Annotated in this window: 23 protein-coding genes and 2 pseudogenes; 21 read left to right on the top strand and 4 right to left on the bottom strand. The window is 71.6% G+C overall.

The features are described 5' to 3' along the window. Positions 1-32: 32 nt before the first annotated feature. From ACFXMG_RS03345 to ACFXMG_RS03325, 5 genes are all read left to right on the top strand, one after another. The gene (locus ACFXMG_RS03345; protein ID WP_383820545.1) at positions 33-287 is read left to right on the top strand and encodes a hypothetical protein; all 255 of its coding nucleotides are present in this window, start codon (positions 33-35) and stop codon (positions 285-287) included. Between the two features lie 38 nt (positions 288-325). Further along, positions 326-490 (top strand): hypothetical protein, encoded by a 165-nt coding sequence (locus tag ACFXMG_RS03340; RefSeq protein ID WP_383820547.1) that lies wholly within the window; start codon positions 326-328, stop codon positions 488-490. A gap of 192 nt (positions 491-682) precedes the next feature. Beyond that, complete coding sequence (locus ACFXMG_RS03335) at positions 683-1,993, top strand: amidohydrolase family protein (protein ID WP_383820550.1); 1,311 nt, start codon at positions 683-685, stop codon at positions 1,991-1,993. A gap of 87 nt (positions 1,994-2,080) precedes the next feature. After that, the gene (locus tag ACFXMG_RS03330) at positions 2,081-3,418 is read left to right on the top strand and encodes an amidohydrolase (protein WP_383820553.1); all 1,338 of its coding nucleotides are present in this window, start codon (positions 2,081-2,083) and stop codon (positions 3,416-3,418) included. A 457-nt stretch (positions 3,419-3,875) separates the two neighbouring features. After that, positions 3,876-4,769 (top strand): S1 family peptidase, encoded by an 894-nt coding sequence (locus ACFXMG_RS03325; protein WP_383820556.1) that lies wholly within the window; start codon positions 3,876-3,878, stop codon positions 4,767-4,769. A 450-nt stretch (positions 4,770-5,219) separates the two neighbouring features. Here ACFXMG_RS03325 and ACFXMG_RS03320 read toward each other — a convergent pair. The 3 genes and pseudogenes from ACFXMG_RS03320 to ACFXMG_RS03310 form a co-directional block, all read right to left on the bottom strand. Then, positions 5,220-6,406: pseudogene (locus ACFXMG_RS03320) on the bottom strand (dihydrofolate reductase family protein). Positions 6,407-6,434: 28 nt separating this feature from the next. Continuing rightward, on the bottom strand, positions 6,435-7,421 hold the full coding sequence (locus ACFXMG_RS03315; protein WP_383820705.1) for a DNA-binding protein: 987 nt from the start codon (positions 7,419-7,421) through the stop codon (positions 6,435-6,437). 216 nt (positions 7,422-7,637) lie between these two features. Beyond that, positions 7,638-7,862, bottom strand: a pseudogene (locus tag ACFXMG_RS03310) (multiprotein-bridging factor 1 family protein); the annotation flags it as partial. Positions 7,863-8,156: 294 nt separating this feature from the next. Here ACFXMG_RS03310 and ACFXMG_RS03305 point away from each other — a divergent pair. The 16 genes from ACFXMG_RS03305 (at position 8,157) to ACFXMG_RS03230 (ending at position 20,827) form a co-directional block, all read left to right on the top strand. Further along, positions 8,157-8,684 carry a hypothetical protein gene (locus ACFXMG_RS03305; protein ID WP_384899982.1) on the top strand — a complete coding sequence of 176 codons (528 nt, stop codon included), beginning with the start codon at positions 8,157-8,159 and terminating at the stop codon, positions 8,682-8,684. Positions 8,685-8,814: 130 nt separating this feature from the next. Further along, positions 8,815-9,063, top strand: a complete 249-nt coding sequence (locus tag ACFXMG_RS03300) for a hypothetical protein (RefSeq protein WP_383820561.1) — start codon at positions 8,815-8,817, stop codon at positions 9,061-9,063. Between the two features lie 74 nt (positions 9,064-9,137). Then, positions 9,138-9,677, top strand: a complete 540-nt coding sequence (locus tag ACFXMG_RS03295; RefSeq protein ID WP_384899979.1) for a class I SAM-dependent methyltransferase — start codon at positions 9,138-9,140, stop codon at positions 9,675-9,677. Between the two features lie 61 nt (positions 9,678-9,738). Beyond that, on the top strand, positions 9,739-9,936 hold the full coding sequence (locus tag ACFXMG_RS03290; RefSeq protein ID WP_383820566.1) for a DUF5999 family protein: 198 nt from the start codon (positions 9,739-9,741) through the stop codon (positions 9,934-9,936). 191 nt (positions 9,937-10,127) lie between these two features. Continuing rightward, positions 10,128-10,562, top strand: coding sequence for an NUDIX domain-containing protein (locus tag ACFXMG_RS03285; protein WP_383820568.1), 435 nt, complete (start codon positions 10,128-10,130; stop codon positions 10,560-10,562). Positions 10,563-10,605: 43 nt separating this feature from the next. Continuing rightward, a complete protein-coding gene (locus ACFXMG_RS03280; protein ID WP_383820571.1) occupies positions 10,606-12,492 on the top strand; it encodes a radical SAM protein in 1,887 nt (628 codons plus the stop codon). Between the two features lie 485 nt (positions 12,493-12,977). After that, complete coding sequence (locus ACFXMG_RS03275) at positions 12,978-13,130, top strand: hypothetical protein (RefSeq protein ID WP_383820574.1); 153 nt, start codon at positions 12,978-12,980, stop codon at positions 13,128-13,130. Beyond that, complete coding sequence (locus ACFXMG_RS03270) at positions 13,127-13,858, top strand: hypothetical protein (RefSeq protein WP_383820576.1); 732 nt, start codon at positions 13,127-13,129, stop codon at positions 13,856-13,858. Before ACFXMG_RS03275 ends, ACFXMG_RS03270 begins: the two co-directional genes overlap by 4 nt. A gap of 5 nt (positions 13,859-13,863) precedes the next feature. Then, on the top strand, positions 13,864-14,493 hold the full coding sequence (locus ACFXMG_RS03265) for a hypothetical protein (protein WP_383820579.1): 630 nt from the start codon (positions 13,864-13,866) through the stop codon (positions 14,491-14,493). 17 nt (positions 14,494-14,510) lie between these two features. Beyond that, positions 14,511-15,404: a protein kinase gene (locus ACFXMG_RS03260; RefSeq protein ID WP_383820582.1), complete on the top strand. Its 894-nt coding sequence runs from the start codon at positions 14,511-14,513 to the stop codon at positions 15,402-15,404. 97 nt (positions 15,405-15,501) lie between these two features. Further along, entirely contained in the window at positions 15,502-15,660 is a 159-nt protein-coding gene (locus tag ACFXMG_RS03255; protein WP_383820584.1) for a hypothetical protein, read from the top strand. Between the two features lie 99 nt (positions 15,661-15,759). Then, positions 15,760-16,662 (top strand): aKG-HExxH-type peptide beta-hydroxylase, encoded by a 903-nt coding sequence (locus ACFXMG_RS03250; protein ID WP_383820587.1) that lies wholly within the window; start codon positions 15,760-15,762, stop codon positions 16,660-16,662. 100 nt (positions 16,663-16,762) lie between these two features. Next, entirely contained in the window at positions 16,763-17,128 is a 366-nt protein-coding gene (locus ACFXMG_RS03245) for a hypothetical protein (RefSeq protein ID WP_383820589.1), read from the top strand. A gap of 262 nt (positions 17,129-17,390) precedes the next feature. Then, positions 17,391-19,160, top strand: a complete 1,770-nt coding sequence (locus tag ACFXMG_RS03240) for an amidohydrolase (protein WP_383820592.1) — start codon at positions 17,391-17,393, stop codon at positions 19,158-19,160. Between the two features lie 53 nt (positions 19,161-19,213). Continuing rightward, entirely contained in the window at positions 19,214-19,975 is a 762-nt protein-coding gene (locus tag ACFXMG_RS03235) for a response regulator transcription factor (protein WP_383820595.1), read from the top strand. Positions 19,976-20,035: 60 nt separating this feature from the next. Beyond that, the gene (locus ACFXMG_RS03230; RefSeq protein ID WP_383820598.1) at positions 20,036-20,827 is read left to right on the top strand and encodes a TSUP family transporter; all 792 of its coding nucleotides are present in this window, start codon (positions 20,036-20,038) and stop codon (positions 20,825-20,827) included. Positions 20,828-20,866: 39 nt separating this feature from the next. Here the strand turns inward: ACFXMG_RS03230 and ACFXMG_RS03225 are convergent, their stop codons facing one another. Next, on the bottom strand, positions 20,867-21,751 hold the full coding sequence (locus ACFXMG_RS03225; protein WP_383820600.1) for an NAD-dependent protein deacetylase: 885 nt from the start codon (positions 21,749-21,751) through the stop codon (positions 20,867-20,869). Positions 21,752-21,816: the final 65 nt, after the last annotated feature.

Here is a 21,816-nt window from a genome sequence, read left to right as displayed (position 1 = left end):
GGAGAGCATGGAGCGAGCAGGCGCTGAGGGTCGTGGCCGACACGGACGAGGCACTGGTGACGGCCTGCGCCCCCGGCGCGCAGGCCCGCCGCCCCGTCCTCTACGAGGCGGCCCGCGTGTCCGGCGACCGGAACGCGCGCGGCGCGGATCGGGACGGGGGCCGGGACGAGGCTGCCGCGCGCCGCTTCCGTACCTGGTACGTCAATTTCGAGCTCCCCATGCGGCGTACTCCGGACGGCTTCGACACCTTCGACCTGCCCTCGACCTGCTCGTCGCGCCCGACCTGAGCCGCCTCACCTGGAAGGACGAGGACGAGTACGCCCATGTGCGGCGGCTCGGCATCATCGGCGACGCCGAGCACCGGGCCGTCTCCGCCGCCCGCGAGGAGGTCCTCGCGATGCTCGCGTCCCGGTCCGGAGTGTTCGGGAACGCGGAGCGATGGTCGGAGTGGCGCTGGGACCCGTCCTGGCCCGTACCCCGCCTGCCCTGAGGCGGCGAGAAGCCCGCGCGGTGTTCTGTATGCCAAACGTCCCCTGAAGGGAAGGCTCGAAACCTCTCCCTTGCCCGAGAGTGCGATATACCCAGGTTCGGGGCCACTGAATAACCGGCACCCCTTGTTCCGCATCCCGAACTTGGTATACAAAACGTGGACCCGTGGTCGTCCTGCCCTCAAGGAGTCCCCATGTGCGTCGACGCCACCCAGCCCGTCCCCTCCGGCCTGACCCGTCGCGGCGTCCTCGCCGGTGCCGCCGCGCTCGCCGGAACCGTCGCCGCGACCGGCACCGCGACCGGTACGGCCTCGGCCGCCGCGCCCGCCGGGACCGTGACCGGCGGCGGGAAGGGCGCGGGCGGAGCCCGTACACGCTCCGGGGACCTCGTCATCCGGGGCGGTACGCTGCTCGACCCCGCGACCGGGCACGTCACCGAGGACGCGGTGGTCGTCATCCAGGGCGGCACCGTCACCGCCGCCGGCCGCGCCGGCTCCGTACGCGTCCCGGACGGCCTGCCGGTCCTGGAGGCGGGCGGACGCTGGGTGCTGCCGGGTCTCACGGACGCGCACATCCACCTCAGCACCACCGCCGAGGCCCGCGCCGCGCTCCGCTGCGGCGTGACGAGCGCACGCAGCGGCTCGACCTCCTTCTACCAGGACATCGCCGTCCGCGAACTCGCCCGGCACAGCCCCGAGTCGGCACCGCGCCTGCGGGCCGCCGGCGTCTTCGTCACCCCCGTCCTGGGCGACACGATCCTGGCCGACCCCGACCTCACCCCGCTCGCGCGGTCGAAGGACGGCGTCCGCTCGGCCGAGGCGCTGCGCCGCATGGTCGACGTGAACGCCGCCCGTGGCGCGGACGTCATCAAGACCAGGGTCAACGAACGCGCCGGCCTGCCCGACCAGGACCCGCTCACCCAGGTCTACTCGCACGCGCAGCTGTCCGAGATCGTCGCCGCGGCCCGCCGCCACGGCAAGGGCGTGCTCTGCCACAGCTACAGCGAGAAGGGCTGCCACGACGCCGTCACGGCCGGGATCCGCTCCCTGGAGCACGGCGTGTTCGTCGGTGAGCGCACCCTGCGCGAGATGCGGCGCCGCGCCACGTACTTCACCCCCACCCTCACGGCCATCGCCGGCCTCGCCGAGGACCCGGACCCGATCCTCGCCGAGCGCGGCCGTACCTTCCTGCCCGTCCTGAAGCGGGCCGTCCTGGCCGCGTACGAGCTCGGCGTCCCGCTCGCCGCCGGTACCGACTCCTCCGGAGGCACCGTCGACCCGGTCGGCCGCGAAGTGGAGCTCATGCACGCCGCCGGCCTCCCCGCCCTCGACGCCCTCCGCACCGCCACCACCGGGGCCGCCCGCCTCCTCGGCCTGGAGCGCACGACCGGCCGCCTCGCCCGTGGCTACGCCGGCGACGCGATCCTCCTCGCCGGCGACCCGCTCGCGGACCTCTCGCTGCTCAAGACCCCGGTGCGGGTGGTCAGGGCGGGCATCCCCCTCTGAGCCGTAGGCCCTCTCTCTTTCTCCACCACCTCTCTTTCTCCACCACCCCTTTTATCTGCCTTTCCTGCTTTCCTGAAGGAGTTTCCGATGCAGCAGTCCTCGGCACCCACGGGCGCGCTGTCGCGCCGCACGATGTTGGCCGGTGCCGCGGCCCTCGCGGGTACGACGGCCACGGCGGCCGTCACCGCGACCCCCGCTTCCGCCACCCCTGCCTCGGCGGCTGGCGCGGGCAAGGGCCACAACAAGGCTCGTACCGTCGTGTTCCGCAACGTGCGCCCGTTCGGCGGGGCCGCCAGGGACCTGGTGGTCGTCGACGGCAGGATCGTGGACGGCCCGGCGCCCCGTGGCGCCAAGAAGGTCGACGGCGGCGGCCGGATCGCGCTCCCGTCGCTCGTCGACGCCCACATCCACCCTGACAAGACGACGTGGGGCGGCGCGTGGGTGTCGCGGCGCCCGGCCGAGACGATCGCCGACTTCGTCGAGCAGGACGTGGAGCTCTTCCGGGCCCAGACCCGTTCGGTGGAGGAGCGCGCGTACGGCCTGATGAGCCACGCCGTCAGTCGCGGTACGCGAGGGATGCGGGCCCACGCCGACGTGGCCCCGGCGTACGGCCTGGCGGGCGTCGAGGGCCTGGCCGAGGCCCGCCGCCGGCTCCGGCACGCGCTGGACGTGCAGATCGTCGCCTTCCCGCAGCACGGCGTCATCCGGACGCCCGGCACGGCCCGCCTCCTGGAGGAGGGCGCTCGCCGGGGCGTCGTCGACATGATCGGCGGCATCGACCCCATCGGCTTCGACCACGCCCTCGACGAGCACCTGGACACCGTCTTCGGCATCGCGGACCGGCACGGCGTCGGCGTCGACCTCCACCTGCACGACGGAGGAGACGAAGGCGTCCAGGCCATCCGCGGCATCATCGAGCGCACCAAGGCCCTGTCCCTGGCAGGCAAGGTGACGATCAGTCACGTCTTCTGTCTGCCGGGCCTGTCCGACCGCGACCTCGGCGCCCTCGCGACCGACCTCGCCGCCCAGGACATCGCCCTCACGACGGTCGCCCCCTCCCGCGACCTCGTCCTCCCCATCGCCCGCCTGCGCGAGCACGGCGTCCGCGTCGGCCTCGGCTCCGACGGCGTCCGCGACTCCTGGAGCCCCTTCGGCAACGCCGACATGCTCCACCGCGCCCACATCCTCGGCTGGGTCACCGACGTCCGCCTCGACGACGAACTGGCCGACTGCTACCGCGCCGCCGCCCACGGCGGCGCCGACGTCATGGGCCTCCCGCACGCCGACCTCACGCCCGGCGCCCCCGCCGACTTCGTCCTCGTCCGGGGCCAGGGCCTGCCCCAGGTCGTGGTCGACATGCCGCAGCGCGACCTGGTCGTGCACGGCGGCGTGATCGTGGCGAAGGACGGCGAGTTCCTGTCCTGACGGCGTTCGACGGCACACCGCGCGAAGCCGCCCCGACGGCCGCGCGGTGCCCGTCCTCCGCGCAAGGTCGCGATCCGGCCACCGAGGGGAACGGCGCAAACGCGGACCACTGCCCCGTACGGCCCCGGTCGCGGCGAGCGGACCTCCCGCCCGCCCGGACCCGGCGGCGCCGGGAGAACGCGGTCCGGGGGTGGCGTGTTCCCGCCCCGTGAACTGCAATGCCTCTCTGAAAGTTTCTGATGGATCCTCAATGACAGCCTGTTGCAAGCCCTTTGGGCGGAGGTGAAGGGCGGACGCGCGTAGAGGGGGCCGAAAGTGCGTCTTGCCGCACCCTCCGGCGGAGTCGAGTATTCCCCACGTAGTTGTCAGGTTCATGGCGCCCCAGTCCCCCCGGGGCGCCGATCGCACTCCCCAGTGAGCCGCCCACCCCACGGCTCATCCCCCCTCGGAGGATTCAATGAACCGTTCGTCCCGCATGCTCGCCGTCCTCGGCGCCTTCATCGCCGCCACCGCCCTGACCGTCCCCACCTCCTCGGCGGAACAGGCCGACCAGGCCCCCACCGCGCGAGCCGGAGCCGCCGCGCTCACCGCCACCAGCGACGCCGTCCTCAAGGCCGATGTCCCCGGCACCGCCTGGTACACCGACCAGGCCACCGGCAAGGTGGTCGTCACCGTCGACACGACCGTCTCGCAGGCCGAGATCTCCACCCTCCGCGAGTCCGCGGGCACCCACGCCGCGAACCTGCGGATCGAGCGAACGGCAGGCAAGATCAACAAGCTGATCGCGGGCGGCCAGGCCATCTACTCGGGCGGCGGCCGCTGCTCCCTCGGCTTCAACGTCCGCAGCGGCAGCACGTACTACGCCCTGACGGCCGGCCACTGCACCGACGGCGCGAGCACCTGGTACACCAACTCCGCCAACACCACGCTCCTCGGGAGCCGGGCCGGATCCAGCTTCCCCACCAACGACTACGGCATCATCCGCCACTCCAACGCGTCCGCCGCCGACGGCCGCGTCTACCTCTACAACGGCGGCTACCGGGACATCACCGGCGCCGGCAACGCCTACGTAGGCCAGTCCGTCCAGCGCAGCGGCAGCACCACCGGCCTGCGCGGCGGCACCGTCACCGGCCTCAACGCCACCGTCAACTACGGCAACGGAGACATCGTCTACGGCCTGATCCAGACCAACGTCTGCGCCGAGCCCGGCGACAGCGGCGGCGCGATGTTCTCCGGAACGACCGCACTGGGCCTCACCTCCGGCGGCAGCGGCAACTGCTCCTCCGGCGGCACCACCTTCTTCCAGCCCGTAACGGAAGCCCTGAACGCCTACGGCGTCACCATCTTCTGACCCACCCCCCCCCGCACACCCTGCACCCGTCCACCCCCCTCCGGATCCATCCCGCGTCCCCGCGCCCACGCCCGCACCACGGCGTGGGCGCGGTGGCGGTCGCGGTGGCGGTCGCGGTGGCGGTTGCGCCCGTCGTGGCCGGAGGCCCGTATCGGTGGAATGGGAGGTGGCTGATGCTTCGGTCAGCCGCGGACTCCCGGACGGGGCGCCTCTGGAGCGCCTCAACACGTAGGACACGGTCTAAGCCGGCGACAAGGGAGCAGTCTTGAAGTCCGAGATCAACTTCGGGGGACGAGAAAGCAAGCAGAGGCAAGAGCGCAACCTCCGCCTGAATGAATTGCGCGGCAGTGATGTGGCGATGGGGAGGGGTTTTTTGTGCGTTGCGCGTGCCCCACTCTGCGCAGAGATGAGTCAGCGACCTCGTCCGGGAGAACAGCAGGTCGGCAGCGCTCAGAGCAGGTGTTTGTTCGGGGTTTGTGCGGCTTCGGTGTACTCGGGCAGCGCTACGACGGTGATTCCGGCGTCTTCGAGGATCCGCGTGCCGTTGGCGTCTGCGACGAATGTGTCGGGTTCCCTCCAGGCGGTGACGACGCGACGGAGGCGGGCGTCCTGGATGAGTCCGGCGCAGGGGCGGGGGCGGGAGGCTCGCCTGGCGCAGGGTTCCAGGGAGCTGTAGATGGTGGCGGTCGCGAGGCGGGGGTCGCCGGCAGGGAGCTTCGCGAGGGCGCCTTCTTCGGCGTGGTCGTGCGGGTCGTTCTCGCGGGAGTAGCCGCGGGCGAGTTCGGTGCCGTCGGCTGCGACGATGACCGCTCCGACACTGAAGGCGGTCGCCGAGGGCGGGCAGAGGGTGGCCAGTTCGCAGGCGAGGGCGAGCCAGTTCCGGTCCGCGGTGTTGGGTTCGCGGCCGGTGCCCGGGGCGGTGGGGGAGGGGTTGGTGCTCATCGGGGCTCCGTCGAGGTGTCCTTGGGGGCGTACTTCAGGAGTACCACGTCGCCGATCTGCCTGGTCTCCAGGAGGCGGAGGCGGGCTGCGGGTCCGCCAGGGTAGTCCGCCGCGCCGAGCATGCGTACCGCGTCGGACTGGCCGACCAGGAGCGGAGCGATGACGAGCTGGAGCTCGTCGGCGAGTCCTGCCTCCAGGAGCTGGGTGTGGATGGTGCCGCCGCCCTCGACCATGAGCCGCTCGACGGCGTACTCGTCGCCGAGCAGGTCGAGCGCGGCCGGCCACACGGCACCCGAGGGGACGCACCGCACATCGGCCAGGTCGCCGAGGCCGGCGCGCGCCTTGGCTGCGGCGGCCTCGCCGACGGCCAGGACGAGCTTGTCGCCGCCGTGGTGCCAGAACTTCCAGTCGGGGTCGAGGTCGCCGGTGCCGGTGAGGGTGACCTTCAGCGGATACTCCGGCTGACCGGCCGCGATGCGTGCCGCCCTGCGCTCCGCCGAGTTCACGAGGAGGCGGGGGTTGTCGGCGCGGAGCGTTCCGGCGCCGACGAGGATCGCGTCGACGCTCGCCCGTACGGAGTCGACGCGGTCGAAGTCCTCCTTGTTGGAGAGCAGGAGCCGGCTCTCGCCCGGCCGGGTGTCGAGGTGGCCGTCGAGCGACACGGCGGCGGACAGCAGGACGTACGGGCGGGGCACGTGATCTCCAGAAGGTGTGTCGGGTCGGTCAGGCGGGGTGGAGGACGATGCGGTCGAGCGCGGCGCGGAACTTCGCGACGCCGTCCTCACCGGACGCCGGGGCGAGCAGCCGGTCGAGCCGGTCGAGTTGACCGATGATCCGCGCGGAGCCGGTCTCGGCCGCGATCCCCACCGCCTGCCCTCCGATACGGGCGGCCAGGGTGATGTTGCCCATGCCGGCATGGGCGCGTGCCGCGCGGGCGAGGTAGACGCCGCGATCGCGGCGGTACGAGGGTGGGAGCGCCGCGATGGCGCTGTCGAAGCCGGCGGCTGCCTGCTCGTAGTCGCCGAGTGCGGCGAGGGAGCGTGCTCGTGCGGTGTTGACGTACGCCGTGTCGAGCCAGGAACCCCAGACACCGTCGGTGTCGGCGCGACCCAGCAGGGAGAGCGCGGTGTCGTAGGCCCGGCGAGTCTCATCGCCTTCGCCCAGTACGGCGTGTGCGTGGGCCTCGTGCAGGACGGCGATCACTTCAAGGCGGCTTCCGGGTCGGGCCGTGCGCCGTGCGGCGGTGGCGAGGCCGAGGGCATCGGAAGGGTGGCCGGTGTCGACCGCGAGCTGCGCCTTCCGCCCGAGGACGTACGCGGTGAGATCGGTGTCTCCGGCGATGTGGGAGACGTCGAGCGCCTTCGCCGTATGACCGAGGGCGGCGCGCTCATCGCCTATGTCCTGGGCGAACCAGCCCGCCAGTTCTTCGTACCGCGTCTCCAGAGCGAGCAGTGCCACGGCATCGGCACCAAGGGCCGCTCGGCGTCGCGCGGCGAGGGCCAGGAGGTGCTGTTGCAGCGCGGGCATCACGTGCCGAGGTCCGATGAGGTTGTCCGTCCGGATCATCACTCGGCGGAGCTGTGCGAAGTGTTCGAAGGGAGAGCCAATGTCGGCGAGTTCGGTGACGGCCGTCGCCGTCGTGACCGGGGCGGCCGTTACAGCCAGGCCGGCGAGCCCAGAGGCCAGAACAACACGGCGGGGCACGGGCACGAAGAGAATCCTTCCGTGGATGCGGGCAGGGACGACGACCGTGTCCTCGTCTTCTCCGGGAGAGCCTGCCTGCCCGAGTGTTCTCCCGGCCAGATCCCCCGGGTCGCTGGCCCCATGGCCCCGAGTATTGGCCCCATGATTCGATGTCCCGTCTCTGGACATGGGACGGGAGCCGTCCTGGGGAGCCGTACGCTCCGCCTCGTCCCACCGCCGAACCAAGGCTCCGGCGGCGTCCAGGGCTTCGTCCAGGACGGCGGCCACGTGCCGTGGGACGGGACGCTCGGCGCGCTCGAAGCGACCGAGGTGCGAGCGGTCGATCAACGCCTTGCGTGCGAGCACCTGTTGTGAAAGCCCGCGGGCCTCTCGGAGCTTCCGGAGCTCGTAGCCCCAGCGATGCCATGGGCCGGCGTCGGGAGTCAGTTCGTTCGGCAGTTGCCCCACGCTTCCTCCTTCCCCGTCGGAATCCGCTCGCCCCTGTCGCCATCAGAAACACCGACCGGCGCTCGATGGGGCCTGGGGAGCCAACGAGCGTGGCTCCATGCGAGGGCTCCCGGCCGAAGACCCGAACCGATTTCATCGTGGCACGAGCTCACCACACGGTAGCCGAACGACGCGTGGGCCAGCCCCGGATCACGCGCGGCGTTGAAGGGGCGGGCGAGCCCTTGGTTCGAGCCCTTCATCCCAGCCGGCGGACGAGTTCGGCCGAAGACTGAGCGTGTTCCTGGAAGGTGATCCATGAGAAGAACCCGAAGTCCCGATGACGTTCTCGCCGGGCCTCTTCCGTCGAAGCCGCAGCCCAGCGGCGATCGGCTCCTCCACCTCCGTGAGCAGTTCCGGCGGGAGGCCGTCGAAAGGCGCAACGGCCAGTCCGACGGTCGCTGGCTGAGAGTCCTGGCCTACCGCTTGCTGCCGGCACGGGGCGTCGATCCGAGCGACGGCTGGAACACTCTCCAGGCCGAGGCTGAGCGACGTGGGTACGAGATGGGCGCGAGGTTCCACGATGTGGCCGTCCCCGTGACCACCACGTACGTGCCCGGCTCGCGCGCCGGCCATGGCGTCCACTCGCCGCCCTGGGACCGTCCTGGCTGGCGCGAAGTGGAGCGACTGGTCCGAGGCGGGTTCGCGGACGGCGTGATCGTCATCGACCGGCACGAGATCAGCTCCGATGACGGCGAATACCACACCGTGATCAAGAAGCTCGGCGAGCGCTACCAGGCGTTCGTGCACCTTGTGATTCCCGAAAGGCAGGCCGCCCCGACCTGAAGGCGTCCGCTGCGCCGGATGGACGCCCAGGGCTGGGGCTGGAGACAGATCACCGCTCAAGTTCTGGTCATCGCCTCCGTGTTCGCCGGGTTCGTCGCCCTCCACTACTCCACTTGACCAGAAGGCAACCATGATGTTCGAGGGACACATCGACAGGGCCCCGTGCCTCTTGCCGCGCCGCGAGCGGGGAGAGGCCCTGTTCGCGACCCGGGCCGCGACGCAGGGACCGTCCAACCCCGCCCGCATCGACTTCTTCGCCGTCCTCGCCGACCAGGGGCGGGGTGCCGGCTCCGACCTGGCGAGCCGCCTCTTCCTCGTTCCCGCACCGGGGAGCACGGCCCTCAAGAGCGGCAACGGCCTTTCGCGGGGTTCGGAATGACGACGATCACGAGGCGCCTCACCCCCGCCCAGTGGGACGACTGGTACCGCGAGGGCCGAGCAGTGGACCGTGGCGTGACCGACGCCGAGGCCGACCGCTTCCTCCGGCGCATCAGCCCGTCCGCGGGGTCGACCGTGCTCGACGTCGGCTGCGGCATCGGAAGCTTCAGCAGACAGCTCTTCCGCTGGGGCTACGACGTGTCGGGCCTGGACATCTCTCCAGCCGCGATCGCGATCGCGATCGCGATCGCGCAACGGAAGGGCACCCAGGAGCGCTTGCGCTACGGCGTCCACGACTTCGATGGGGGAGTCATTCCGACCGTTCTGCGGCCCGGTTCGCTCGACCTCATCGTCTGCCGCAACGTCCTTCCCTTCCTGGACCACCAGCGGTTCTTGGCCGACGCACGCCGATGGCTGCGCCCCGGAGGCCAGCTGTACGTCCTGGTCCGTGTCTGGCCGGAGCGTGGGGGAGAACCGGACGAACGACCGTGGCAGCGCGGCTTCACCGAGGAACAGGTGCAGCACCTTCAGAACGGATGGGCCGAGCAGGAGCGCTGCTGGCTCGGCCGGCACACGGCCCTCTTCCTGACCAGCGAGCGCCGCAGGACCGAGTGACGGAAGCCCTCTGCGGCCCCTCGTTACCCGCGCCCCGTCTCTTCGACCGACGAGGAACCACATGTGCGATCACGAACTCGAGTGTCCGAGCGCGGAATCCCCTGACAGGGAGGCGGCCAAGCCGCTCGCGAGCCGCCCCGAGCAGGGCTGGAGCCTGTTGTGCAACGGCGTGCTGCTGTTCGACGACACCGGCGAACTCCTGCCCGACGGCCAGATCGTCGCCCCGCAGCGCAGCCCCGCCCCGGTGGTGGCCGCATGACGATGTGCATCGAGGGGCCGCGGTCCCAGGTGCACACGGCCTATCGGTGTTCTCGACGCCGGCCGAGGGCTCCGTCACGAGACCTAGACTCGGCCCCTTCCGTCCCGGCCAGTCACCATTGCCCGGCTTCGGGTATGGCTGGTGGACGCGTTCCGATTCGACTCGTTTCGACGATTTTCGAGGAGTAACCCATGCCCGAGAAGGTCACCAAGGCCAAGGTGCTGTGCTACGTCGTTCGCGACGGGCAGCTGCTGGTTCACCGTCACACCGACTTCCCCTGGGAGGAGGTCGGCGTGCAGGTTCCGGCCGGCAGCATTCGTGACGGGGAGACGCCCGAGACGGCGGCGCTGCGGGAGGCCCGTGAGGAGACCGGCCTGCAGGACTTCAAGATCGTCCGCAAGCTCGGCGTGGCCGAGTACGACATGACCCCCTACCGGCGGGAGCTCCAGCTCCGGCACGTCTTCCACCTGGAACTGACCGAGCCCACCCCGCAGCGGTGGGCGAGCCAGGAGGACCACGACGGCGAGCAGCAGCCCACCCGGTTCGAGTGCTTCTGGATCCCCCTGGAGACCGCGCACGTGTTGCAGTCCGGACAGGGCGCGCTGCTCGGGCTCCTCGAAGACTGACCGGCCCACACCCGTTCGCCACGACCCGCGAGGGAGGCAGCCGATGCCCAGCACACCCGGTCGGCACGGCCCGATCGACGAGCTGTACCGCAGCCTCGACACCGACGGAGGCACGTCCGCCGTATCGGTGATCTTGAAGGTGCGCGGGGAGACCTGCGACATCGACTGCCTGTACTGCTACGAGAAACGCAAGGAGGCCCCGGGAGGGGCACGGATCGACGCCGGTCAGGTACGTCGGCTCGCCGAGATCTTCCCCGGCCGCCTGCTCGCGGTCGAGCTGCACGGCGGCGAGCCTTTGACCGCGGGACGCGAGCACATCGCCGAGCTGTTGCGCGAGCTTGCCGCGCAGCCGGGGGTGGTCCGCGTCTCGATGCAGACCAACGGCGTGGCACTGGACGCCGCGTGGCTCGACCTCTTCGAGGCCGAGTGCCCGGCGCTGCAGATCGGCATCTCCCTGGACGGGGACGAGAAGGGCAACACCTGGAGGGTCGGCTACGACGGCCGGCCGGTGTACCCGAAGGTCGCCGCCGCCCTCCAGCTCTTGGCAGCTCGCGGATGGAAGGCCGGGGTGATCGCGGCGATCACCCCGGCCGTCCTCGGCCGGGCCGAGGCCGTCCTCGATCACCTGGCGGGGTTCGAGGCGGTCAACGCCATCAGCTTCGTGCCGTGCTTCGACACCCCGGTCAAGCGGCCCACCGCCGCGGCCGGGCGTCGGCTTCCGATGAGTCGACAGCTCCAGCAGGCGGCCGTCGGCACCGACAGTGGCCCCGGCTGGGCGATCACCCCGGAGCAGTACGCCACGTTCGTCCTCGCCGCCACCGTTCGGTGGATCGAGGCCGGCCATTTCACCGGGGTGAAGCTGGAGCCGGCGGTGTCGGCCATCCGCCGCCTTCGGGGCCTGGAGTCCGGCTTCTGCCACTTCTCCGATCTGAAATGCGATCACGTCTTCACGCTCTACCCCGACGGCCGCCTGGGCAGTTGCGACGAACTCCCCTGGCCCCAGGCCCAGCTCGCCCGCGTGGACCAGATCAAGGGGGAGCCCGGGATCGTCACCGCCCAGCGATGTCTTCCCCTTCTGAATCAGGGCAGAGATCTGATGGAGCGGTGCATCGCTTGCTCGTACCGCTCAGCGTGCGGCGGAGGGTGCATCGCCACCCGCTGGCGCTACGAGAGGGCCGGCGACCAGGACGCGTACTGCGACTACCGCATGCGTATGGTCGACAGGATCGCAGCCCTCCTCGCTCAGCCCGCCCACCCGGACGGAGCCTGGTGCCGCACAGCCCGCTGGCGCCCACGGACACCCAACAGCATGTGGGACATCGACGGGTTCCTCGCCCGATGGGGCCGAGCCGACGCGAAACGCCCCTCGGTGAGGCCGCGCACCAGTGCGTACGGGAACATCAACACCGTCGGCGAGCCGGGCATCCACGCGGCCGACGACCTCGACCCGGCTCATCCCCAGTGGCACGAGGCCATCGAGGCCGGTGTCCGCCCCCTGGTGGATGCCGTCGCCGGTCCGTGGGGCTGTGTCACGTACGACAGTTGCGAGGGGCACCCGTACGACGGCCTCGACATGGCACCCACCGAACGCAGGATCGGCGTCCTCCCACGCGACCGCGCGGAGTACGCTCGCGTGGCCGCTGCCCTGTGCCGTGCAGTCACGTCCGCGGCCCCCGCCCTCCCCGCCCCCGTCCAGGTGAGGCTGGGCCGCTCCGAACTGGCGTGCGAGAGTAGTGGGCTCACTCGTCCCGTGCTCGACCTGGTCCTTCTGCCCGCGCCCGGACACAGCTGGCCGGCGTACTTCACGGTCGTGGACAAGGCGACGCGTCTACTTGGCGCAGCGCTCGACCACGAGCGGCCGACCGGATACGGATGCGCCTGCCCCGTCCCCACGCCGAAGAACCGCCTCTCCGGGGAGGTACCGACGTGAACAGCAGGGTCCCTGACGAGCTGTCCATCCATCAGCTCCTCGGCCGCATCGTCTACTTCCATGTGCTGTTCATCGCCCCCGCCCCGCCATGGCCCGGCAGAGCACCCACGCCAGGGCCGGCCTGCTGTCACCACCGAGCGCGCGGGTCCCGTCCCCTCACCACGGCTCTGGAGGGCTCAGCGTGGGGATCGCTCACGGAGATCGCGGCCGAGCTGTCCGACAGCCACATGCCCTGCCCCAACCCATCCGGCTTGTGCTGCGCGACCTGCCGCGTTGCCGCGGCCGCCTCGACGGTGGTGAGGGGCTGGGCGGCGACCGAGTTCCGGGCCTACCACCGGAGCGACCCAGATCCTCAGCTCGTACACGCCTGCGGACACGCGGCTGCCGACAGGTTGGGCCGAGTCTTCTCCGCCCAGCATGGGATCGCGTGTGAGGCCCTGGACCGGCGCTCCGCCGAAGCGCCGGCCCCCGGGAGGCTGCCCGGCGTGGACGAGCTGCCGCTGACCGGAGAACTGCTGGCCCTGTGGGCGGATCCGGCCGTCACCACGAGGACGCCCGTGGCCAGCTGGCTCAACCACTGCACCGGCGGCCTGGGCGACGTCCGCCGCGTACGCGAATCGAGGAGGACCCCTTCGTGATCCACATCGCCGAGACCGTCACCACCGGAAGTGTCGAGGGTTTCCTCACCCGCGCCGAACGGGACCAACTCGGCTCCCTGATACGCACCTTCCTCACCGAGGAGCGCCGAGGCCACTTCGGCGAGAAGAGGATCAGCTCCATCCATGAGATCCCCGGGCACTCCGCAGAGCAGGCGATGGCCGTGTACGAGCCGGCCGGGCGAGTGGAGATCGCGAACATCCCTGAGCAGGCCGAGAAGCTGCTCCAGGACGCCTTCGACCGCGCACGCCCCGCCCTGTCCCGCGTCATGCCCTCGATCACGACGTGCCGGCCGTGGACGTACGTCGAGTACGGGCCTGAGCAGCACATCACCTCTCACCTCGACGGCATCGCCCCCAACCCGCTCGGCTGGCCCCGGCAGATCGCCGGCATCAGCGTGGTGATCAGCGAGGCAGAGGCCGGCGGCGGATTCTACGTCGAGACCTCTTCCGACAGCCGACTCTGGAACACCCGCCTCGACTACTCCCCGCGCAGCGGCTACGCCCACGGCATGTGGCTGGCACACGACGGTGCCGACCACTCCGCGGACTGGTTCGCCCGGATGTCGCGTACCCGCTGGAGCGTGAGCCCCACCCCGGGCACCGCGCTGCTCTACGGGTCCCAGCTCGCGCACGGCACCGAGCCGGTGATCCGCGGACGGTGCGCGAAGTTCATCAGCTGGCTGACCGCCGAAGCCGACGAGCGGTGAAGCGGATGCTGCTGGCCGTGGAAGGCATCTCCGGGGCGGGGAAGAGCACCCTGCGCGACCGGCTCCTCGACGCCGCCCGAGCCGAGGACCTGCCGCTGGGACACATAGGCCAGTTCTCCTGGCTGTCGCTCCCCGCCACCCGGACGATCGTCCACCTGCGTGCCGGCCGCCGCGCCGCGAGCAGCACCGCCGCGATGGACGCCACCCGGCGTGACCTGGAGCTCCACAGTCGCCACAACCTCGCCCCCGCCCTCGACCGAGGGCATGTCATCGCCGACCGGCTCACGCTGTCGACCGCGAGCCTCCTCGCTCTGGTCCACGGCCTCCCCGTGTCCGACTGCGTCCAGCAGCTCGCCGAGGTGCCCGCCGCGCGCGCGGACCTGACCGTCCTGTTGACCACACCGCCCAGCCTGTGCCACGAGCGGCTCTCCCACAGGGTCACGCAACGCCGCTTCGGCGAGGCCCCCGACACCGCCGCACGCCTCGCCGACCTGTACGACCAGGCAACCGCCACGTGGACGGAGGTGACCGGACTGCCCGTCCTGCGGCACCCCTGCAACACCGGCTCCGACCTGAACGCCCTGACCGCCATGTGCCTGAGTGCCTTACGCCAGGCCGCCTCGGCACCCATGTGAGGAGAACGTCCGCCGCCATGCGTCTGCACCCGATGCACCCCGCCGCCTGGGTCCTCCACCAACTCGACGCCGAGGGGTGGCAGGTCCACGACCTGCTGTCCTTCACCCGCGCGAGTACGTTGGTCCTCGTCAGTCGGAGCGGTGGCACGCCCGTCGTACTCAAGGCCGGATTCGGCAGCAACCACGTCCTCGCCGAACTCAAGGAGGAGGACCGGCCGGCCGCGTACGGCTTCTACTGGTACGCCGACACCGCCCCGCACGAGCGTGCCCTCGCCCGCGAGGACTTCCGGCACGAGATCGCCGTCGCCCGCACAGCAACAGGCGCCCGCTACGTTGTGCCGGTGCTGGAAGAAGGCAGCAGCGACCGGTTCGACTGGTACACGATGCCCCACTTTCCCGGCGGCTCCTTCCGCTCCTGGCTCTCCACCCCACACGACGAGAGCGTCACGGCCACCGGCCTGGGCATACTGGCCGACGTCGCGGCAGGCATCACTCACCTGCACGACCTCGGCATCGTGCACCGCGACGTCTATCAGGAGAACGTCCTCGTCGACGGCCACCACGGCCTGATCACCGACCTCGGCGCCGCCCGGCGCATCGCCGCGCCCCGCGGTCCCGCCGGCCGAGGACCGGAGGTCCACTGGCCCCCGGAGTACGCCTCCTCCTACGCCACCGCCACCCCGGCCGCCGATGTGTTCAGCCTCGCGATCCTCGTCTACCGCTTCGCGTGCGGCGACATCCCGCGCCACGGGCACTCCCGCCTGGACTCCGCACCTGCACCGCTGCGCCCGCTGCTCATCGACGCGCTCGCACCCGACCGCAGTGACCGCCCCGAGATGGCCGAGCTGCACGCCGCTCTCCGGCAGGCGGCCGAACCGGGTTCCCCGCCGCAACCGCGGCGCGGCTCCTAGCTCACTACGGAAGGGGGCCTGCATTGCGCTCGGCCCGAGCACCGCCGTCACCGAGAACCCGACACTCACCATCCCATCACCGAGAGGACAACCGACCATGCCCGAGAACCAGACCCCCGAGTCCTTCCTCACCGCCGTGGACAACCTGCGTGCCGGCGAGAACACGGTCCGCGCCACCGCCCACACCTCCAGCGTCTCCGCCGAGGGCTGGACGGCCGTCGAGCCGAACTCCACCCCCGAGGGCGCCGAGGTCTGATCTGACGTCCGCTGACACGCCGGTGGCGCCCCGCCGGTAGGAGCCCTGGGGCCGGACCTGCGGTCCGGCCCCAGACCGACCCCGCTGGAAGGAGCCTTCGTGCCCGCACCCGCTCTCTGCTTCGCGTTCGACCCCATCCAGGACCTGCACCAGGAACGCACGCGGCAGATCCACAGCCTCTTCCCGAGCGCCGTCCGCGCGATCGAGCGGCCGGCCGATGCCTACTGCCTGGCCCACCACGCACTCGAAGGCGCCGAAACGGCAGCCCGCGCCGACGACACCCCCACCTTCGGCTGGTACCAGACTCACCCGGACGCGAACGGGACCGCCCTGGCCACGCCCACCGCTGTAGGGCCCCGCATCATCGTCTCGCCCGACCCCGATCGCATGCCGCGCTCATCGATCTCGGACACCGCGTACTACGTCCTGGGTCCCGGTACCACCAGCGCCCCGACGGACGAGCTCTCCCTCACCACGGCCGCCTACGCCGCAGCAGCCCACAACGGATTCGGCGAACTCCTGGCGGACCACGCGGTCGTCACCTGCCTGCTACGGCGCAAGACCCTCGGCGACACGCTCGTCAGCTGGGCCATCACCCGACTCCCCGGAACGGTCTACACCGACCACGTCGACGACCCGGCCGTGTTGGCCCGGGACCTGATCCACGAAGCCGGACACAACTGGCTCAACGACGGCCTGACCGCCACGAAGTGTGACCTCGGGACCAGCGAGACCTTCTACTCGCCCTGGCGAGCCGAACACCGATCGGCCTTCGGATTCATCCACGCCTGCTGGTCATTCCCCCTGACCATGATCTACACGGCCCGCACCCTCCCCGAAACCCGCGGAGAGGTACGCCGATTCCTGGCCGCCTACCTGGACCAGCAGCGTGGGCTCATCGCGCGTACCGCCGATGACCACGCATGCGCGCTCGACCTCGTCAGCGCCCCCGTCCTGCGGCACCATCTTCAGACCGTGTACGCCATGGCTCTCGATCTGTAGGGCAGCGGTGCGGAGCATGCGGCCCGGCTCCAGGACCACTGGCTGCGCGCGGCGCCCTTCCTCTCGTCCGGCGGGCCACAACTGCCGGGGCAAGACGCCGGTGGCGCGACTGCACTCCCTGGCCTGGTTCGACACGGAGTGCACACCCGAGGACCTCACTCCCAGCCTGGAGCACTTCGTCCTGGTCGCCGACTGGCTCCGCGGCGCCCACCGCGGCCTGCTCACCGGGATCGCCGTGGGGGCCCGGGACCAGGCCGTCCGGGCCGTCCTGCCCCACAAGTACGTCTCGATGCGATGGCTGGGCCTGTCGGGGAAGAGCGTCATCATCGACGAGGCACACGCCTACGACGCGCATGGCGACGCCCTGACCGTGACGCTGCTGGAGTGGCTGGGCCACCTCGGCGTTCCGGTCGTCCTGTCAGCGACTCCGACCGGCACCATCGCGAGCAGCCCCCTCAACGCCTAACGCCGTAGCGCCGGCCACCTTGAACTCGACACGCTCCCCCCACGTCCCCCGCTGGACGTACACCGACCACGCCACCGGCACCACGACGACCCGCGACCCCTTCCCCTCATGCCGCGCACACCACCGGAACATCCACACCCGCCCCGGCCGGAGGCCCGTATCGGTGGAATGACCGATGTGGGGCGGGGGCGGGCCCGGCGATAGTCCTCGGGAGATCGTTTGCGGGCGGCTGTGGCGCGCCCGGTTCTGGAAGGGGCCTTCTGTGGATACGTATGCGGATCTGGTGTTCGTCGGTGGACGGGTGGTCACGGTGGACGCGGAGTTCTCCGTGGCCGAGGCGCTGGCGGTGACGGGGTCGGTCATCAGTGCCGTGGGTGGCTGGGAGGACGTCGCCGCGTTCATCGGGCCTGCGACGCGGGTCGTGGATCTGAAGGGCGCGACGCTGCTGCCCGGTATCAACGACTCACATCTGCACGGCTGCGCCTTCGGCATGGCGTCGCCGCCGCTCTCGGTGGAGGTCGGGCACCCGGCGGTGTCGTCGCTCGCCGATGTGGCGGGGGCGGTGCGGGAGGCCGTCGGGCGCGCGCCCGACGGGCAGTGGATCACCGGGCACGGCTGGGACACCGGGTACCTCGACGAGTGCGTCGCCGACCCGTCGCGGCAGCCCTCCCGGGGCGACCTCGATGCCGTGAGCCCGGACCACCCCGTCGTCCTGTACTCCTTCTCCGGACACGCCACCTGGGTCAACTCCAAGGCCCTGGAGCTTCTTGGCGTCGACCGGGAGACCGTGGCGCCGCCCGGCGGGGCCATTGTCACGGACGCGGACGGGGAGCCGACCGGGCTTCTCCACGAGGGGGCGCAGGCCCTCGTCCAGAACGCGCTGCCGCCGCTCAGCCGGCAGGAGCGGACCGACGCGATCCGGTCGACGCTCAGCACGCTCGCCCGGCTCGGCATCACCAGTTACACCGAGCCCGGTCTCGGCCCTGGCGGCGACGGCATCATGCGGGGCGCGCTCGGGACGGAGACGCTGGACATCTATCGGCGCCTGCTGGCCGACGGTGAACTGACCGCCCGGGTGGGTGTGTTGGTCCTGCCCACCGGCATGGCGAGCACCGCCGAGGAGTTCGCCCGGAACCTCGACGCCATCGGCGATGCCGCTGTCGGCGACGATCCGCGCCGCCTCACCGTCCACGGCGTGAAGGTCTTCGCCGACGGCATCGTCCCCAACAAGACGGCCTGGATGCACGAGCCGTACGTCGGCGGCGGCTGCGGCTCCCTGTGCGTCGGCGGCGACATCGACGAGGAGCGGGTGGACGAGATCCGGGCCATGGTCCGGCACGCCCACGCCGCCGGGCACCAGCTCGGCGTCCACGCCACCGGCGACCGGGCCATCGACACCGTCGCGGACGCCTTCGCGGCGGCCAGCGCCGAGCACCCGCGCGACGACGCCCGCCACTACGTCATCCACGGCGACTTCCTCACCGCGCACAGCATGAAGGTGCTGGCCGCGCACGGCTTCGGCGTCAACATGAACCCCACCATCAAGTGGACCGTCGCCGACATGGAGGAGGAGTTCGTCGGCGCGGGCCGGGCCGCGTACGCCTGGCCGTACCGTGACGCGCTCGACGCCGGCGTGCGCGTCGCCAGCGGTTCCGACGCCCCCGTCACCCACCCCGACTGGCGCCAGGGCGTCGCGACCATGGTGCTGCGCGAGTCAAAGGCCGCCGGGCGGGTCAGCGGACCGGAGCAGCGCATCGCGCTGGCCGAGGCGCTCCGTACGTACACGATCGACGCGGCCTGGCAGGACTTCGCCGACGACTGGAAGGGCTCCCTGGAGCCCGGCAAGGTCGCCGACCTGTGCGTGGTCGACGGCGATCTCCTCGACGCCGATCCGCACACGATCCCGGAATTGCCCGTCGTCCTCACTGTCCTGGACGGGCGGGTGGTGTACGACGCCCTGGACGGGTTGGACGCGCTGGATGGGCTGGACGGGTTGGACGGGCAGGTGGTGTACGACGCCACGACGCCCTGACGCTGGCGCCGGGCGCGATTGACGTATGCCGGTCGGATGATCATTCTGGGGGGATGGCGGCACGGCACGGTATGACGGACATCCTGGACGCCGCCGTCCACGTCCGTGACGCCGCAAGGAGCGCCACGACCGGCGCGACCGGAGTCGACACGGTCTTGGCGGCGCTGGCGGACGTGGTGGAGCACGACCACGCCTCGCTGTCCCGGTGGGACGCTCGTCGGCGCCGCCACACCACGCTGGCCGGGAGCTATCCCGAGGACGCCACGGCCTACATCGAGACCCGCCTCCACCAGGACCCGGTGTTCGCGGTGCTGCGCAGCCCGGAGAGCGGCGGTCTGTGGCTCGGGGACGTACCGAGTGGTCTGCTGGCCACCTCGCCGGGGTTCCAGGACGTGCTCTCCCCGCTCGGCATCGAGGACGGCGTCGCCCAGTGCCTCTTCGCCGCCGACGGCCGGTACGTCGGCATGCTGAACGTCAGCATCCGCCGACCGCTCCCCACCCCCGATCCGGCCCGCGCCGTGGTCACCCTGCTCACCGAATCCCTCGCGGCGGCCGTCGCGTCCCGCGATCCTGAGGCCCCGCCCCCGCCCCCGACCCCGCCGACGCGTCGGCCCGGCGGGTTGTCGCCACGGGAGCTGGAGGTGCTGGCCGAGCTGACGGCCGGGCGGACCAACCGCCAGATCGCCGAGCGCCTGTACATCACCCCGCGCACCGTGGGCACCCACATCGAGCACATCCTCGCCAAGCTCGACCTCCCCAACCGCGCCGCGGCCGCCGCGCAGGCCGCCGCGTGGGGAATCCGGTCGCCCGGCTGAGTCGGGTACGGGGGAGGGGCACCGCACGGACGACGGCAGGCGGGAGAAGGGGGAGCGGGCGTGGAGTGGACGGTGGGGGCGGGCCTGGTGGCCGGCCTGCTGATCTCGGTCGTGACCGCTCCGGTGGGTGTGTCGGGGGCCGTCTTCCTGCTGCCGGTCCACCTCAGCGTCTTCGGCGTGCCGAACCCGGCGATCACCCCGACGAACCTGCTGTTCAACGTGGTGGCCGGCCCCGGCGCCCTCTGGCGCTACCGCCGCGACGGCGGACTGCGCGGCCCGCTGGCCCGGCGCCTCGTCGCCGGCACGCTGCCGGGGGTGGTCGTCGGCGCGGTGATCCGCGTGTACGCCCTCCCGGGCCCGACCGTCTTCCGGCTCCTCATCGCGGCGCTCCTCCTCCCGCTGGGAGTGTGGCTGTTCGCCCGTACGCTCCGCCCGGCCCGCCACCGGACCCGGACCCCGGAGGCCGGGGAGCCGTCCCCCACGGGCCTCACCGCGCTCGCCCTGGCCGTCGGCGTCGTGGGCGGGATCTACGGCATCGGAGGCGGCTCGCTGATCGGCCCGGTCCTGGTCGCCCGGGGCCTGCCCGTGTCCCGCGTGGCTCCGGCGGCCCTCGCGACCACCTTCGTGACCTCGGTCGTCGGCGCGGCCGCGTACGCCGTCCTCTCCCTGACCGGCACGGGCGATATCGCTCCCGACTGGTGGCTGGGCCTGGCCTGCGGGCTCGGCGGCCTCGTCGGCGGCTACCTCGGCGCCCGCCTCCAGCCCCGCCTCCCGGAACGCGCGCTGCGCCTCCTCCTCGCGACGCTCGCCACCGCCGTCGGCGCCCTCTACGCCGGCCAGGTCCTCACCTGATCACGAGACCTCACGGGACTCGACGGAAGTCCACTCGGCTTACTCGACCGTCATGCCCAGCCGCTCCGCGACCTTGGTGAGCGCCTTCCCGAGGGGAAGGGTGACCCGGGCGGCGGCGAGCGTGTCGCCGCGGGTGGGATCCCGGTTGACGATCACCACCGGGGTACCGGCCTGAGCGGCCTGCTTGACGAACCGCAGCCCTGACATCACCGTGAGCGACGACCCCAGCACCAGGACCGACGCGGCACCGCGCACCAGCTCCCGGCAGTGCTCCACGCGCGCGGCGGGCACCGTCTCGCCGAAGAAGACCACGTCCGGCTTGAGCACCCCGCCGCAGACCACGCACGGCACGACATGGAAGCCCGCGACCTGTTCGTCCGTGAGGTCGGCGTCACCGTCGGGGTTGATCGCGGCGGGTACCGGATCGAACCCGGGGTTGGCCTCCTCAAGGCGTCGCGCCAGCTCCCGGCGCTCGCTCACGTCCTCGCAGCTCAGACACACGACCCGGTCGAGGCTGCCGTGCAGCTCCACGACTCCGTCGCTCCCGGCGGCCTGGTGCAGCCCGTCGACGTTCTGCGTGATGACCCCGCTCAGCAGCCCGCCCCGCGCGAAGGCCGCCACGGCCCGATGCCCGTCGTTGGGGCGCGCCCGCCCGAACGTCCGCCACCCCAGATGGCCGCGCGCCCAGTACCGCCGCCGCGCCTGGGCGCTCCCGGTGAAGTCCTGGTACGTCATCGGGGTGTGCCGGGTCAGGCTCCCGCCCTCGCCCCGGTAGTCCGGAATCCCCGACTCCGTCGAGATCCCGGCCCCGCTGAGCACCAGCACACCCCCCGCCCGCACCACGTCGACGACCGGCTCCAGGTCCGTCGTACCCGGCGGAAGGTCCTCGGTCGGGGTCCAGCTCAAAGTAGGACGCATACGCATGCGGCCAGCGTACGGAACGAGCCGCCTCCTGCCTCGAACGCTCGCACGTTCGCGCCCATGGATCA

Origin of the sequence: Streptomyces sp. NPDC059201, from assembly GCF_042754585.1 — a bacterium.
In the GTDB taxonomy this organism is placed as follows: domain Bacteria; phylum Actinomycetota; class Actinomycetes; order Streptomycetales; family Streptomycetaceae; genus Streptomyces.
Note: the sequence above shows the minus strand (reverse complement) of the source record. Positions and strands in the feature narration are given on the sequence as shown.